This is a genomic window from Actinomyces oris, from assembly GCF_006546825.1.
Classification (GTDB): Bacteria; Actinomycetota; Actinomycetes; order Actinomycetales; family Actinomycetaceae; genus Actinomyces; species Actinomyces oris.
In genome coordinates, this window is sequence record NZ_VICC01000007.1 from 182074 (window position 1) to 197235 (window position 15162).

General features: G+C 62.2%; 12 protein-coding genes and 2 pseudogenes. 9 read left to right on the plus strand and 5 right to left on the minus strand.

Annotated elements, in window-relative coordinates:
* Positions 1 to 245 precede the first annotated feature (245 nt).
* Complete coding sequence (locus FK267_RS11570; RefSeq protein ID WP_141407280.1) at positions 246 to 503, minus strand: GlsB/YeaQ/YmgE family stress response membrane protein; 258 nt, start codon at positions 501 to 503, stop codon at positions 246 to 248.
* Positions 504 to 661: 158 nt separating this feature from the next.
* Positions 662 to 1951: a DNA recombination protein RmuC gene (locus FK267_RS11575; RefSeq protein ID WP_141407281.1), complete on the minus strand. Its 1290-nt coding sequence runs from the start codon at positions 1949 to 1951 to the stop codon at positions 662 to 664.
* Positions 1952 to 2371: 420 nt separating this feature from the next.
* Here FK267_RS11575 and FK267_RS11580 point away from each other — a divergent pair, with 420 nt between their 5' ends.
* The 3 genes from FK267_RS11580 (at position 2372) to FK267_RS11590 (ending at position 6611) form a co-directional block, all read left to right on the plus strand.
* Positions 2372 to 3922 carry an alpha/beta hydrolase gene (locus FK267_RS11580; RefSeq protein ID WP_141407282.1) on the plus strand — a complete coding sequence of 517 codons (1551 nt, stop codon included), beginning with the start codon at positions 2372 to 2374 and terminating at the stop codon, positions 3920 to 3922.
* 82 nt (positions 3923 to 4004) lie between these two features.
* A complete protein-coding gene (ychF, locus tag FK267_RS11585) occupies positions 4005 to 5090 on the plus strand; it encodes a redox-regulated ATPase YchF (protein ID WP_141407283.1) in 1086 nt (361 codons plus the stop codon).
* A 369-nt stretch (positions 5091 to 5459) separates the two neighbouring features.
* On the plus strand, positions 5460 to 6611 hold the full coding sequence (locus FK267_RS11590; protein WP_141407284.1) for a hypothetical protein: 1152 nt from the start codon (positions 5460 to 5462) through the stop codon (positions 6609 to 6611).
* An 885-nt stretch (positions 6612 to 7496) separates the two neighbouring features.
* Here the strand turns inward: FK267_RS11590 and FK267_RS13855 are convergent.
* Together FK267_RS13855 and FK267_RS13860 are read right to left on the minus strand one after the other, a co-directional pair.
* Positions 7497 to 9105, minus strand: a pseudogene (locus tag FK267_RS13855) (IS1634 family transposase).
* Between the two features lie 106 nt (positions 9106 to 9211).
* Complete coding sequence (locus tag FK267_RS13860) at positions 9212 to 9676, minus strand: helix-turn-helix domain-containing protein (protein ID WP_373693217.1); 465 nt, start codon at positions 9674 to 9676, stop codon at positions 9212 to 9214.
* On the opposite strand from FK267_RS13860, the gene FK267_RS13680 reads away from it, so the two are divergent.
* The gene (locus tag FK267_RS13680) at positions 9603 to 9788 is read left to right on the plus strand and encodes a hypothetical protein (protein WP_232622436.1); all 186 of its coding nucleotides are present in this window, start codon (positions 9603 to 9605) and stop codon (positions 9786 to 9788) included. The two genes, FK267_RS13860 and FK267_RS13680, sit on opposite strands and share 74 nt — an antisense overlap.
* Before the next feature lie 937 nt (positions 9789 to 10725).
* Here the strand turns inward: FK267_RS13680 and FK267_RS13505 are convergent.
* Positions 10726 to 11038 (minus strand): annotated as a pseudogene (locus tag FK267_RS13505) (transposase); the annotation flags it as partial.
* Between the two features lie 653 nt (positions 11039 to 11691).
* On the opposite strand from FK267_RS13505, the gene FK267_RS11610 reads away from it, so the two are divergent.
* From FK267_RS11610 to FK267_RS11630, 5 genes are all read left to right on the plus strand, one after another.
* Entirely contained in the window at positions 11692 to 12063 is a 372-nt protein-coding gene (locus FK267_RS11610) for a PH domain-containing protein (RefSeq protein ID WP_141407321.1), read from the plus strand.
* A gap of 585 nt (positions 12064 to 12648) precedes the next feature.
* Complete coding sequence (locus tag FK267_RS11615) at positions 12649 to 12921, plus strand: ribbon-helix-helix protein, CopG family (RefSeq protein ID WP_141407286.1); 273 nt, start codon at positions 12649 to 12651, stop codon at positions 12919 to 12921.
* Complete coding sequence (locus FK267_RS11620) at positions 12908 to 13198, plus strand: toxin (protein WP_141407287.1); 291 nt, start codon at positions 12908 to 12910, stop codon at positions 13196 to 13198. The genes FK267_RS11615 and FK267_RS11620 overlap by 14 nt, the downstream gene beginning before the upstream one ends.
* Positions 13199 to 13496: 298 nt before the next feature.
* A complete protein-coding gene (locus FK267_RS11625; RefSeq protein WP_009395767.1) occupies positions 13497 to 13784 on the plus strand; it encodes a helix-turn-helix domain-containing protein in 288 nt (95 codons plus the stop codon).
* Positions 13781 to 15025 carry a type II toxin-antitoxin system HipA family toxin gene (locus FK267_RS11630; RefSeq protein WP_141407288.1) on the plus strand — a complete coding sequence of 415 codons (1245 nt, stop codon included), beginning with the start codon at positions 13781 to 13783 and terminating at the stop codon, positions 15023 to 15025. The genes FK267_RS11625 and FK267_RS11630 overlap by 4 nt, the downstream gene beginning before the upstream one ends.
* Positions 15026 to 15162 lie beyond the last annotated feature (137 nt).

Consider the following 15162-nt stretch of genomic DNA (forward strand, 5'->3'; position numbering starts at 1 on the left):
TGTGTGGTGCGCGGCCCAGCAACTGGTCCGTCACGGCGCCGTAGTGGCTGCCGTGGCCCGCTCGCGTGAGTGGCCGACGTGACTGACTGGTATTGCTACCCGTCTTGATTGCCGCGCTGTAGGTAGGACGCCGCAGGCCGGGGAATCCTCACGGCCCCAACCCATGGCTTGCGTCACAAAAATTGAAGCGGGTTCCGCGGAGGCGGTGAGTGCCTCTGCGGAACCCGCTTCAGGGCGTTAGAGGGCTACTTGCGGCCGGTGACGCCCAGGTAGACGGAGATCGCGACGATGGCGGCGATGAGGGACAGGGCCCAGCGGATCCAGTCGATCCCGTCGGTGTGGGCGACGCCGAAGAGGCTGGCGACCGCGCCTCCAACGAGTGCGCCCACGGCGCCCAGCACGATGGTCCACAGGACCGAGATGTTCTGCTCGCCCCGCATGACGAGGCGGGCAAGGGCGCCGAGCACGGCGCCGGCGATAATCATTCCGATGAATGACAGCATGATGTCTTCCTCCGAGAAGGTCCGATGAGGGGAGGCATCCGCCCATCGGGTATGGAAACGTTCTGGCAGCGTGTCAGCTAGTCATGAGACAGCAGGCAACGCTGCCTGATAGACGCCATGGAAGCGTCAATCGTCACGGACTGAGAGTGTGGCATGCGTTACGCCGTGGTGGAGGCCGGGTGCCTGTCGGTGGTGAGTTCGGGCGCTGTGAAGGTGCGTACCTGGGCGGCGTCGGCACTGATGAGCGTGGGGGAGTCCACCTGCTCCCCGAGAGTCTCCAGGGAGCGGGCGGTCACCAGGAGACGGTTCTCCATGGAGCCGACCGCCTTGTTGTAGGCGGTGACGCTGCGCCGCAGGGCCCCGCCCAGGGCGTCGAGGTGACCGGCGACGGTCCCCAGGCGCTCGTAGAGGGTGCGACCGAGCTCCAGCAGCTCGCGGGCGTCGTCGTTGACGGCGGTGCGGGCCCAGGCCGTGGCGCAGGTGCGCAGCAGGGTCAGCAGCGACACGGGTGAGGCCAGGGCGACGCCGCGCCCCAGCGCGTGCTCCAGGAGCGCGGGGTCCGCCTCCAGGGCGGCCGAGAGCACCGCCTCCGCCGGGACGAAGAGGACCACGAGCTCGGGGGAGTCCCCCAGGGCCCGGTCGTAACGGCGCGCGGCGAGCTGATCGACGTGCCCGCGCAGCGCCCGGGCGTGAGCCTCCAGAAGCCGCCCGCGCCGCTCCTCGTCCTCGGGGCCGGAGCCCTGGACGGCGGTGGCCGCCAGGTAGGAGTCCATGGGCGCCTTCGCGTCCACGGCGAGGTAGCCCTCCCCGGGCAGGTGGACGACGACGTCCGGACGGGAGCGGCCTGCCGCCCCCTCACCGGCGGCCGAGCCCACTGAGCCCGCTGGGACCGCTGAGCCCGGTGGGCCGGCCGAGCCGCCGCGCCGCTGGACCAGCGCTCCGATGGTGCGCTGCTCGGAGAAGTCCACGTGCCGCATCATCCCGGAGGCCTCCAGGACCCGGGCCAGCTCGACCTCACCCCACATGCCGCGTGCCGAGCGTGAGCGCAGCGCCCCCTCCAGAGAGGCTGTGGAGCGGGCCAGGTCCTGCTCGCGCAGGGCGGTGGCCCTCAGCTGCTCGGCCAGGGCCGCGTGCTGCTCCGCCCGCTGCTTCTCCAAGGACTCCACCCGGGCCCCCACCTGCTCCAGCTGGCTGCGCACGGGTGCGAGCGCCCGCAGCACGGAGCCGTCCCGCTCGGCGCGCTCCTCGGCCACCTGGGTACGCGAGGACAGCTCCTCGGCCCGGGCCTGCCACTGGGCGGCCTGCGCCCGCAGCTCGGCCACCTGCTCGCCGTCCGACTGGTGCGCGGTGGTGCGCCGGGCGAGCGCACCGAGGTAGCCGATGACCGCTCCGATCGCCAGGCCGACGAGGAGCAGCAGGATGGGAAGCAGGACCGCTGAGGAGTTCATGAACCAATGGTGCCCGTTAGGTGCGACATCTATTCGGTGCCCTTAAGCCCCACGGAGTCCCGCTGGCGCAGATCGCCCCGGCTGGCTGGTTCGGCCGGCCCGTCCGCCCGCCGAACGGACCGGCACGACCCCGCCTCGCCGATCCGGCCCACCGGTCCTGTTCTGCTGAGCCTGCCCACCGGCCCGCTCCGGCGTCGTCGTCGGGCATATTTCTCCCGGGCGTGCGGAAATCGACCGTTCGGACCTGGGGCGACAGTCCTGCTTCCTGCCCGATCCTGCCTACGGCGGAGGGGAGGAGACCAAGAGCACGGTCCTTCTGCGACTTCTGGATGATGGGTATGTGGGCAGGTGGTGCCATGCTTATCGGACGTGAGCCTCTTGCGCAGCATCCCGCTGACCAGCCTCCGAACGATCGCAGTCGTGCTGGTCCTTGCCGTTCTGACCACCCTTGTCGCCGCGGTTCTTCTGCCGCGAACTGTTCCGGCCACCACGCGCGCCAGCAGCGCGGACCGGCCCACCCGACTCGCCCGCCCCACGCTGCGCACGGTGCTGCGGGCGGTGGGCCGCTATACGGCGCGTACCGTCATGGTGGGCGTGCCGGTGGTGCTCGTCATTGTGCTTGGGGGCCTGCTCATCAACCGGCCCATGCACTACGTGCGCAACGTCGGCGATGTCGTCAAAGCCCTGGCCCCTCGCACTCAGGTCACCTCGCGCATTGCGCCCCTGCCGCAGGCATCCGCCTACGATGCCGTGCCGGCCGCGGCCTGGAAGGCTTCTTTCCACGACGTCGGCGACGGCTCGCAGGAGGCCACCTGGACCGGCCCGGTCAGCGGCATCAAGCTGCCGGTGCGTGTCGTCGTGCCGGCGGGCTACCGGCCCGATGACGGCCGCACCTACAACGTCCTTGAGGGGCTCCACGGCTGGGTCGGCGACCCGCAGTCCCTGGTGACGGGCATCGCCTCACCCCAGCGGCTCCAGGAGGCGATCGACGCCGGCCGTATCCCGCCGTCGATCCTGGTGTTCCCCTCGCTCAACGTGGACGGCGGCCAGCCCGACTGCGTCAACATCGCCGGCCGCCCGGCCGTGGGGACCTGGACCGCAGAGGAGATTCCCCGCATGATCCAGGCGACCTTCCCCAACGTCACCACGCAGCGGGCCGGCTGGATGATTATGGGGATCTCGGCGGGCGCCTACTGCGCGGCCCGGACCGCCTACGACGTCCCGCAGCGCTTCGGTGCGGTGGGGGTCATGTCCTCCTACGACCTGCCCGGTGAGGGTTCGCTGGCGCACAGCGGCAAGACGCTCCAGGCGCAGAACGGGCTGTCCACCATGCTGGGGAAGCGCGAGCCCGACGGCATGCGCTTCTACGTCCTGGGGGCGCAGGACGACTCCTCCGGTGCGGCCCGGGCGGCCTGGCTCATGGATGACGCGGTGCGCAAGCCGGACTCGTTGACGGTCGATACCCCGGCCTCGGGTGGGCACTCCTGGACCCTGTGGAACAACTATTTCCCGTCGCTGCTGACGTGGTGGGGCTCGGACCCGGCGGTGTTCAAGGCGGCCGGTGTCACGGCGCCCCAGGGCGATACGTGGGCCAAGGCCACCGCCGCCGGCGTGAAGCCCCTGTCGGAGACGCCCAAGGACCAGCGCGTGGTGGGGTCAGTCTCGCCGGTGCGCGCCAGGCCCTTCGAGATCAACGGCCTGGGCACGATCATCGTGGCCGTGGTCGCCTCGCTGGGGGCGCTGGGGGCGGTCATGTTCTGGTCGCCCCGCTGGGGCCGACGGCGCGACGGTGGTAAGCGGTCGGTGGCGCGGCTGGGCGGCGCGATCCTGGGGCGGGTCGTGGTGATCCTGGTGGCTGCGGGCCTGGTTGCGGTGACGGCCGGGATCGGGGCCAACGCCAGCGGGGGCTTCTACACCTCGTGGCGTGATCTGCGGGCCTCGGTCCGGGTGAACGAGAGGGCCGGTAAGTAAGCGGGGTTGCCGACGGCGTGACCCGGCCTTGGGGGCGCCGTCGGGGCGCACGGTGTCACAGGGGCCGTCTAAACTCTGCTGCGTGGCACTTACCATCGGAATCGTCGGACTGCCCAACGTCGGCAAGTCCACCCTGTTCAATGCTCTGACCCGCGCGACCGTCCTGGCCGCCAACTACCCGTTCGCGACCATTGAGCCGAACGTGGGGGTTGTGCCCCTGCCGGATGCGCGCCTGGACAAGCTCGCCGAGCTGTTCCACTCCGCGAGGGTGGTGCCGGCGACGGTCTCCTTCGTGGACATCGCCGGGATCGTGCGCGGCGCCAGCGAGGGTGAGGGGCTGGGCAACCAGTTCCTGGCTAACATCCGCGAGGCGGATGCCATCTGCATGGTGACGCGCGCCTTCGAGGACCCGGATGTGGTCCACGTGGATGGGAAGGTGGAGCCGGCCGGGGACATTGAGACGATCAGCACCGAGCTGGTGCTGGCGGATATGCAGACCCTGGAGAAGGCGATCCCGCGCCTGGAGAAGGAGGTGCGGGGTAAGAAGACGGAGCTGGTGGTGCTGGAGACGGCGCAGGCGGCCCTCAAGGTCCTGGAGGAGGGGACGCTGCTGTCCGCCGGGGCGGAGGCTGCTGGGATCGACGCGGAGGTGCTCAAGACCTTCCAGCTCATGACCACCAAGCCGTTCATCTACGTGTTCAACATGGACGACGCCGGGATGAGCGACGAGGCCCGCCAGGCCGAGCTGCGTGAGCTGGTGGCGCCGGCGGAGGCGATCTTCCTGGACGCCCAGTTCGAGGCCGAGCTCGTGGAGCTGGAGCCGGAGGAGGCGGCGGAGATGCTGCACGACAATGGGCAGGAGGAGTCCGGCCTGGACAAGCTGGCCCGGGTTGGGTTCGACACCCTGGGGCTGCAGACGTACCTGACGGCGGGGGAGAAGGAGTCCCGCGCGTGGACAATCCGTAAGGGGGCAACGGCGCCCCAGGCGGCGGGCGTCATCCACACTGACTTTGAGCGCGGCTTTATCAAGGCCGAGATCGTGAGCTACGACGACCTGGTCCAGTACGGCAGCGTTGCCGAAGCCCGCGCTCACGGCCGAGTGCGCATGGAAGGAAAGGACTACGTCATGGCAGACGGGGATGTGGTGGAGTTTAGGTTTAATGTGTGACTGTATGATTGGGGAGAAAGGTTCAATGACAGAAAGGTAAACTGTTTATCGGCGAAGCGTGCGTCTCGCTCTGTACCGTAATTTTGTTGGGTTAAATTAAAGTTCAGTTACGTCGGACGATGAATGAAGTGAGTTAGCGGCATTAAATCTGACGCAAAAGTTTGTGGCACAAGCGAGACGCTCAGCATGTCGAAAAGTTGTGGCGATTAACTGCATCAGCCGCTGATGAAAACAGCGATATGGGAGTGCTCAGGAAGAAAATGTTATTAATGATGGAATTGGGTTAATATGTATTCGGCAAGTAGTTTACAAATTAAAGGAACTAGACTTCTATGTTCAGGCAAGCCATTGCTCCATAAAGGTCGTGACGTGTTTGTGAAATACAGATTTCAACAAGAACTAGGTCGTGGAGCTAGTGGAATTGCATATAAGGTAGAGCATGTAAGCCTAAAATCGGAGATGGTTGTAAAAGTATACCCCTTTGTGGGCAAAAAATGGCGATCCTATAAGCTCTCGAAACAAAAAGCCACTTTAGAGTCAATTAAAAATGCAAACGTAGGTTTGCCGGAGGTTGTCCCGCAGGTTTTTGATTTCGGCCAGTATTCGTCGCCAATAAAGGGCGTATACTCGGTAATGAACCTCCTTGATTGCGACACGTCGATCCGTGATCTGGTTTCGGAAATTGTGTTTCGGGAGGAAGGGATTAGATTCGATGACGAAAATGAGTTTGTTCAGTGGACTCAGGAGCGCCGTGAGTCTAAATTTAGAAGGCTGCGCTTAGATGCAACTGCCGGGTTCTTGCTGTCATGCTGTCGCTTGTTCAGTGTAGTCGATACTCATGGTGACCTGAATTCAGGTAATGTGTTTTTTCATGTTGCACCTAAAGTTTATGACAGCTCACAAGGGTGTGGGAGGGGTGGGGTGGGAGTATTTTCTCCTTTAAAGTGTCAGTTGATTGATTTGGGTACCAGTCAATTTTCTCAAGCTAGACCAGAGGTGGGGGTATTTCGTGATATTCATATGACTCTTTTGAACTTTCAAAACCTACTATTCCCTCGTAGGATGATTGCTCCTAGTTTTACAGGTAAAGATGAGGCTGGTTTCTCGACTCGTTTAAGCGAAAGGTTCTCCAGGTGGCTACTAATTCAGTTGGATAACCGTAATCGCACCATAATGCATAAACTTAGTAATGAGTGTCTAGAGCTTGGTGGCGGTAGTTGTGGCAAGAATAAAATCCTTATTGCGCAACTCACTAGGTTGTTGTTGTGTGTTAACTATCTTGCAGAGTTAGGGAGAAGTTATTCCGATGAAGAGTATGTGTTAAGCAGTGAAGATGTGGAGGTGCTCGAGTCGTATGCTTATGACCCACACATTTTCCCCAACTCGGGAGATGAGGGTTTATCGGAGTTGATTGACGCAGTGAACGAGTTTGAGGAGTATCCAATTGGTATGATTGATTGGCCCGAGGTTTTTTGTGCTTTGATTGATATGAATCCTCAGCTGAAATTAAATGGGAATTAACGCAGTCCTTGATTCTGGTTTTGAGAAAGGTAAACAATACGCCTGGTGGCGGCGGGGATTATTTTCGCATAGTTTTTCCGAACGTTTGTGTCTTATGGTTGTGATGATGATGAGTTAGCCGCCACCACGTAGTCTCCGTTGTCTGTAAGGGTTGCCTCCTGGAGGCTACATAATATTCTCAGGTTTAGGGTGATCTGGCAATGTTGATTGACTCTTGGGGGTCATCGCCGGGCTGAGCCACTATGAATTGTGGTCTGTGGAAGTTCGGTTAGAAGAATTCGTCGGTGCTGTACCCAATGGCTAGCTCATCTTGCGGTGGCTCATGATGTGTGGGTGTGTGCTGACTGGCCTGTAGATTGTTGCCGGTGGTTCGATGAAGGGGGCCATTCTGAGTTTTAGATGTATTGACGGTGCATTACTGAGGGCAGGCGCTGCTCCCAATCGTCTGTGTTAGCTGCTCGGAGACCGATAGGTCTATCGGTGGTTGCGGGATCTTTGGTGAATGTCACCTATGACATCATGTCGACATTGTGGAATACAGCACTATATTTGGATGCATTGTAGATGATGTAAGAAAGTTATTCGTATTGGGTCGAGGCGCCTGGTAAGTCTCTCTGAGACTTACCAGGCCGATGGAGGCTTGAGCATTGGTTTCCACTGTCTGCTTGAGAAGAATGTGCGGGTGCCGATGTGAGGCTAGGGATGGGTCGTGCTCCTCGCGGGTTCGCGTTTCATAGATTGCGATGACATGCACGTTGGTGTTGGAGGTCGGGGGGCAGCCCAGTATCCTCAAGTCAGATGCGACTGCGGAGAGCAGTCGACCGAGCCGTTGAGTGCCCGCACTGGAGCCATACCTGTTGGTGTTAAGACCTGACTCGTGACACCTTAGTGCCCTGGGGACTGTAGGGATTTGAGGATGCTGGCTGCGGTTGGGGTGATTTGGGGTTGGGCGGTGATCTTATGGCCGTTGAGGTTGATGGTGACGTCCTGGAGGGGCTTGAGGGCGCGGATGATGCGTTTGATGCTGATCCCGGTGGTGTCCTGGAGGTGTCGGGCGATGGCCAGGGCGGCCATGACCACGGTCAGGTGCGCCTCGATGGCGTCATGGGTGTGGTGGAAGACGGGGCGGGCTCTCAGGTCGTGCTTGCTCATCGGCGAAGGACTGCTCGACGTGCCACAGCTCGTGATACGAGGAGACCACCTCACCGGCGCCCATCAGGCGGGACGGAATGTTGGTGACATACCCCTTGAGTCCCACCAGCGACCTGGCCCGGGCCAGGGACGCCTCATCGAGGACCTGATCGCCTTTATGGGTGGTGACGAACCGCGTGCCCTTGGGGCGCTTCTCGCCGGCGACGGATGGCCCGGGCGCGGTTGGCCTGGGCGGTCAGGGTCTGGTTGTCCCTGGCGGCGCGCTTCTTGGAGTAGGCCCACACCGCCCGCCACGACCCCGGGTGAGTGTCCGGGTCCCAGACGGGCTCAGCCCTGAGGCTCTTATCCCGCTCGGTGTTCGAGCCCCTCTTGGGGGTGATGGTGTCAATGAGCTGCCCATCAGTGAAGGCGTCACCGGCCCAGTGGAAGTGGGCCTCCAGGTCGCCTGGGGCCCGGGTGGTGCGGGCCCCGACGATGAACCGCAGCCGGGCGTCGTCCAGGGTCGTCAGGTTGGCTGCTGAGAGCATGCCGGCGTCGGCGACGATGATGAGCTCCTCGATGCCGTGGGCGGCCTGGAAGGCCTCCACGATGGGGATGATCGTGGTGGTCTCAGCCTTGTTGCCCTCCCAGCAGCCGACCTGGAGGGGGAAGCCGGCCCGGTCGACCAGCAGGCCGACGATGACCTGGGGATCGACCCGCCTCTCCTTGGAGTAACCGACCTTGCGCAGGTCGTCCTCACGCTCGGCCTCGAAGTAGAGCGTGGTCACGTCGTACAGGCACAGGGCCAGACCCCCACCAGTGTTGGTGACGTGCTCGAACAAGGCGTTTGAGAGGCTCTCGCGGTAACCACGCTCCTGGGCCCGGGCCAGGGAGGCGTACAAGGTGTTGCGGTGGGCCGGGGCCGGCCAGCCGATCTCGACAGGACCCGGGGAGTGTCGGCCTTGGAGGTCGGCTCGATCAGGCGAGCGGCGACCATCTGCTCAAAGGCCCGATCACCTCCAACCGCCTCCCCCAGCCCCAGACGCCTGTAGGCCGAACGGAGGGCCTCGATCAGCCAGGCCGACCTGCGCGAGATGATCTGCGGCCTTCGCACCGCACCACCGTCACCGGGTGCCTGACCACCCACCTCGTCAGCGTCGTCGTTGAGTGCTGGCCCCAGGTCCAGGACCTGCTGGCCGGCCAGGAGCCGCTGGCGCCCCAGACGCATCAGCGCAGCCAGCTCGGCCTCGTCATGGGCCGACCCCAGGTGCTCCACGATCCGGCGCACACCATGGTCCTTGGCCACGACCTGCACGGCCGTGGCCCCCGAGGCTGTCTTGACCTGACGCAGGTACGGACTCACCCACCAGATCCTACCGCCGCCTTAGTGCCCCGAAACGACCACCCCACCCCCAGAATCCCGACGAAAAACCCCACTCTGAAACACAAACCACCCCAACCTGTGCAACTCAGGACGGGACCCGGTGAAACCGTCCATCGCTACCACCTCGACCCGCCCACGCCATTCCTGGTCGCGCTGGGAGAGCCAGGTCTTGTATGGCCTTCTTGGAACGGCCCGGGACCACGTCCAGCAGGCGGGCCGGACCACTGCGGTGGCGTACGGGGGGCAGGTCGATGATGACGGTGACATAGCGGTCGCCCCACCTGGTGTGGCGCCACACACAGGGGGTACCTCCCACACGAGAGCGAAGCGCGCGGGGGAATCGTCGACGCCGATGGACCTTCACACCATCAAAGCGGTCAGGGTTGCCGGTGAAGGTCTGCTCAGCCCGAGTCAGGATTGCGTTGTTGGCGGTGTGCCAGGAGACTCCCAGGGCGGCTGCTACCCGGGAGACGGACATGGACTCCAGGGCAAGGGCCCGCAGCCCCCACTCCTCCGCCGAGCAGGTCAGCCGCGCCCTGGGCTCAGCCAAGGTGGAGGTGTCCTGTCTCCGCACCCGGCGGCAGTGGGTGCAGGCGAAGCGCCGCAGGCGCACCAACAGCTGCGTGGGCTGCCACCCCACCGGCGCGTGGGCCAGGCTCTGATACACCTTTCCACGAGCCTGCCCCTCGGCACCGCAGGCCTTGCAGAACGGCTCCCAGACCCCGGCTGCATGCCATGGCACTCCCAATGGCTCTTGTCGGTATGAGGTGCCGGTTTACCACGGTCGGTCCCAGGGCGTCCAGGCCCAGGAAGGTCGTCAGATCAGGGCAGGCGAAGGTAGTCTCAGGCACGTCGAGGTCCCTCTGATGGTGCGTGTAGCAGCTCCTATCATCGGGGGATCGTGGCCGCTACCCATTGCGACGACGCTCCCTGTCCATGCATTTCAATAGGCCCCACCTAATAAGCCCTCACACGTGAAAAGTCCCTAATAGGCAGTATTATTAGATGTTTGCGGCCAGTTTTCTGAGATGCTACACTATTCTTGCGATTATGTTCCTTCGCCTGAAAGGTTAAGAGAATGGGTGTGTTCGAGTTTCTCCTAAAGGGGGGCTGCTCCGATGAAGAGGGGCGGTTGTCTGATGTAAAAGAAAAGTGTGAGGTGTGTGAAGAAGAGTTTATTCCTGAAGAACTCTATGAAGATGGCGTGTGTTCCAGGTGTGCAGAACTGTCTGGGGGGCCAAAATACTGTTGTGGTGTGATATATGAGAACGATGAAGATGTGTGTGCAAGTTGCGGCGAGCTACTTTAGTGGGATAGTGGAATTCGACATCAATTAGCGGTGGCGGTGTTTTAAGTGTTAATTCTGATTGGTTGCAGACTGTTAAGAGTGGTGGTGAGAGCGGGGTGATCTTCTCGCATTTTCTGCGTCGATTTTAATCTGCTGTTTTTGGGTCTGGCGATGTTTTCCGTTCGTAGCGTGAGGACTTTAGGGATGGTGCATATAAAATTGAGGTATCTGCAATCCTTTGTGAGGTGATCGGGTCGACTAACTCTTGACCAAGTTCTTCTGGCGTTCCCTTGGTGTCTCTATGTTGTGTGTCAAGCGGCTGCGGGTAGCTGTGTTGATGGTTGTGGGTTGTAGAGGGTGTTGTTGTGGATCGTGGCGTGCGGGGTCAGGATGCGGCGGTGGGCCAGGGCGAGGACGGCCTGGTTATGGCGTTTGCCTTGGTCGCGTTTGCGCTGGTAGTAGGCCTGGCTGACGGGGTCGGAGGGCAGTAAGGCGAAGGTGGATAGGAACGGAGCGCTTGAGCCTCTTGTTGCCGTCGTGGGAGATGTGATCGCCGCGGATAGATGAGCCCGATCTCCTGGTTACCGGTGCCAGGCCGGAGTAGGAGGCCAGTTGGGCTCCGGTGTCTGGAGGTCTTGCCTAGGGTCTCGTCCTGGAAGACGGTGGCGGCCGGGACCCCTGATCCTGGACATGGAGGTCAGCGCCTATTAAAGAAAATGGGCCTGTACTAGTGTCTCGACCTTAATCGTGCTCTCACTCGGCATCTGGATGTGATGAAGATTTCAGTCGATTCGCTGTCCTACAAAGCGGAATGCCTTCGACGGCAGGAATTCAAGCAGGTAGTTGCGGGCGTTGTTTATTCCGAGAATCGGCAGAATGAAACGCTGGAGGTCCACAACTGTTTTATTTACCTCGACCGTTACTTCCTCATCTGACAGTAGAGTGAGGTTGGGTTCGGAATTGGTGGGATGGTTTTAGGGGTGTTGTCTCAATGGGGGTGTGGCTCAGAGCGTGGGCCTGGGTGTGGGGGTGTGTGGCGTTGTTCGTCGTGAACTGCAACTTTCTGACATAGGTTAGTCGGTACGGGTGGGTGTTGGGGGCTCATGAAGTGTGGCCGCTTACTCGGTCTTATTCTATCAATTGCTGCATATCGATTAAAGTAATCAAAGTATGCATATTTGTGTCTTGGGGTGCTGCGACGTCGCTTGGTAATGTTCGTGTTCGAAGCGGGCTGGGTTTCCAGCGATCATTATTTTCAGTGAGGTGACATCATGGGCATGGAGATGGCTTCGGTGGCTACGTGGACCTTCTTGGCGGAGGTTCCGATCCCTCAGGACGTCCTTGGTGTTCTCGTCCAAGGGGAGCAGCCCTACGCTGCCTTCAAGACGATGCGCGACTCGGCTGTGTTCACCTCGAAGCGGTTGATCGTCCGCGATGCTCAAGGTCTGACCGGTCGGAAGGTAGAGATCTACTCGCTGCCCTACAGTGCTATCAACATGTGGTCGACCGAGAACGCGGGAACATTCGACATGAACTCTGAAGTCGAACTGTGGACGCGGGCGGGCCACATCAAGATTAAGCTTGGGGCTCAGGTCGATGTCCGCAAGATCGATAGGCTTATCTCGGCCTGCGTTCTCACGTCTCACTGAGTATCGACACTTGTAAGATGGTGGGTATCAACAGTGCGGGAGGCCTCCACATCGTCTTATGGCTGAAGACCATCAGTGCCTGCGGGACGAGCGCGCTGAACTGCCTGGAGAACGTCGGGCGGAGAGTTGGGCTGCGTCAGCCGACCTTGTGGACGGTCCCGGTGGATAGGTGCGTCGATCGCCGGTAGTTCTGCAACCACCGCGTAGTCGCAGCTGATCGCACGGCTACCAGAGCCACCTGCTCCGGCGTCGTCACCCTGCTCAGGACAAGGACACCACCAGCCGATTCTCGCGGGGCTGGATCGCCACGGAGTCAGGGCCTTGGAAGGCCGGTTGGAAGGACTCGCTCGAGCCGCGGCCAATGAGCGATCCCATCTTGAAGCAGTCCTTGACTGCAGCTGCAGGTTCGCCGACCAGCAGATCGCCGCCTGCGGGGCAGTGGAGGTCGACCGCTGGTAGCAGTTCAGAAGCATCCGCGGGCTGTCAGAGGGCGGGGTCGTTGTTTGGATCGGTGGTGGCGACTGGCTGTTGAGTGTTGCGGCAGAGGGGAAGACCCTGCGACCAAGTTTCGTATACGATATTGCTATGGGTGAGCATCTTCTCCACGGACGTCGCGTGAGCGACGAGCAGATCCAGGCCTGGGCTGACGAGGCTGAGGCTGGTTACGACCTCCAGCAGCTGCCCCGCCCGACCCCTGGGCGGCCCCCAGTCGGGCGGGGGCCCGGCACGGTTGTGACTGTCCGACTCGATGAGGAACTTCTTGACGCGTTGCTGAAGCGTGCCGCTGATGAGGGGATTACGAACCGGTCGGAGGCCGTACGAGCGGCTGTCAAGCAATGGGCTCATGACGCAGCCTGATATCCATCGGTCTGCCCGCAAGCACTATGCGAAGGACCATCTCGGCGATGAGGATCTGTGGCACGCTTACGGTCATGTCCTGAACTCGCGCCCTCTGGACGATGAGGATGATCCGCGTCGATGGCTTGTTCTTGGCGTCGATGAGTCCGGAAGAGTGCTGGAACTCGTGGTCCTTGTTTTCGACGACGGCTATGAACTGCTGATACATGCCATGAAGGCTCGGAAACAGTTCATGCATGAGATTCACTCAGGTAGTGCCGATCTCTCTGTGATCTGACCGAATCAGGTCGGCTTCTACGATGCCGATTGCACGGCTACCGGAGCCGCCTTCTCTGTCGTCGTCGCCTCGCTCAGGACGTCACCACCACCGGCTGTCCCTTGCTGGGTTGGGCCGCCACGCCCTGCCCCTGAACCGCGAGGTTGGACAGCCTGCCGGCGAACGGCCCAGGCGTCTGGGGAGTGATCTTCAGTTGCCGGAACCGTTGTCCTCTCCAAGCTTGCTGAACCATACGACTAGCAGCATCGCCATAACCCTCAGTTCAGGCTACAATGGTCGTCATAGCGAACGGAGGGGCATGTCGGGCTACAGGATCAACCGTCAGGTGACGGAGTTCGGAGAGCACGTGCGCGGGTGGCGCATGGTGCTCGGCCTGACCGCGCAGCAGGTCTCCGAGCGAGCTGGCATCACCCGTGACACCCTGCGCAAGATCGAGTCGGGCAACCCCAACGTCAGCTTCAACAGCGTCACCCAGGTGCTGCGCGCCCTGGGCATTCTCGACCAGCTTGTCGACGCGGCAGATCCCCTGGCCAGCGACATCGGCCGCCTCCGCGCCGGCCGCCTCACCAGAAAGCGCGCCCGATGACCGCCATCGAGATCGTCTCCGATGCCAATGGCTCCCACCGCCTGGTCGGCCAAGCGCACGTCACCCGCTCGCGCGGCCAGGTCTCCACCACCTTTCTCTACGACCCCATCTACCTCGCCGACGGTGGGATGAACATCGACCCAGCTCTGAGCCTGGTGCCCGGCGCTCAATATCAGTCTGGGCTCATTAGAGCCTTTGCTGACAGCGCGCCTGACCGCTGGGGCCGCAACCTCATCCGCAAGGCCGAACGATCACGAGCCCGCGATGAGGGACGCGTTCCCCGTCAGCTGGACGACCTCGACTTTCTCTTGGGCGTCAGCGACGACACCCGACAGGGCGCCCTGCGCTTCCGGCCTCCTGGGAGCGACGAGTTCCTGGGAGAGCCCTCGCGCGTTCCGCGGCTCGTCGCTCTGCCTGAGCTTCTGCACGCCAGCGACGAACTGGCCTCCGACGATGACCCCTCCGACGCCGTTAAACGACTTCTCGACACAGGGACGACGGGCCTCGGCGGTGCGCGGCCCAAGGCCTCAGTTCGGCTCGACGACGGCAGCCTCGCCATTGCGAAATTCCCTCACTCCAGCGACTCCTGGGACGTCATGGCCTGGGAAGCCACCGCTCTCGACCTCCTTGCCACCGCGGGCGTTCGCACACCCCAGCACCAGCTCACCCAGGTGGGCAATCGAAGCATCCTCATCTTGCGGCGATTCGACAGAACCCGCGATGGAGCGCGTATCGGCTATATCAGTGCGATGACGGCCACTGGATCGTCCGACGGCGACCAGAAGGACTACGCCGACCTCGCCGAGGCGATTCGTGATCTCTCTCGCTCGCCCGTGCAGGATCTCCATGAGTTCTACGACCGAATCATCGCGAGCATCGCCCTCGGAAACACCGACGACCACCTGCGCAACCACGGGTTCCTCACCGACCGCGGGCTCTGGAGACTCAGCCCCGTCTTCGACGTCAACCCGAATCCCGACCCCAGTCGGCCCCGTGCGACGTCGATCATGGGAGCAGACGCGATGCCCGACGAGATCGACGGGCTCCTGGCTATCGCAAACGACTACCGGCTCACTCAATCGGAGGCGCGGGAGCGAATCAGACGCATCACTGCGTCCCTGTCAGGATGGCGGGGCCAGGCGCGGGCGAACCGAGTCCCCGAGCGGGAGATCACCATGATGTCCGAGTCCATCGAGCCTCGCCTGGAAGCCCTCACCCGAGCCGCGCACGCCAAGGATTGAAACGGCGTCTCGTGAGGCGAATCGACTATCCCCAGGAGCACTGAAGGAAGCGTCTGTAGGCTGCGCCCGGCTTAGCCTGGCCTGGACCTGACACAGGCCTGGCCCCAAGCCGGGCTTGACTGCACCCCTCTCCCGGG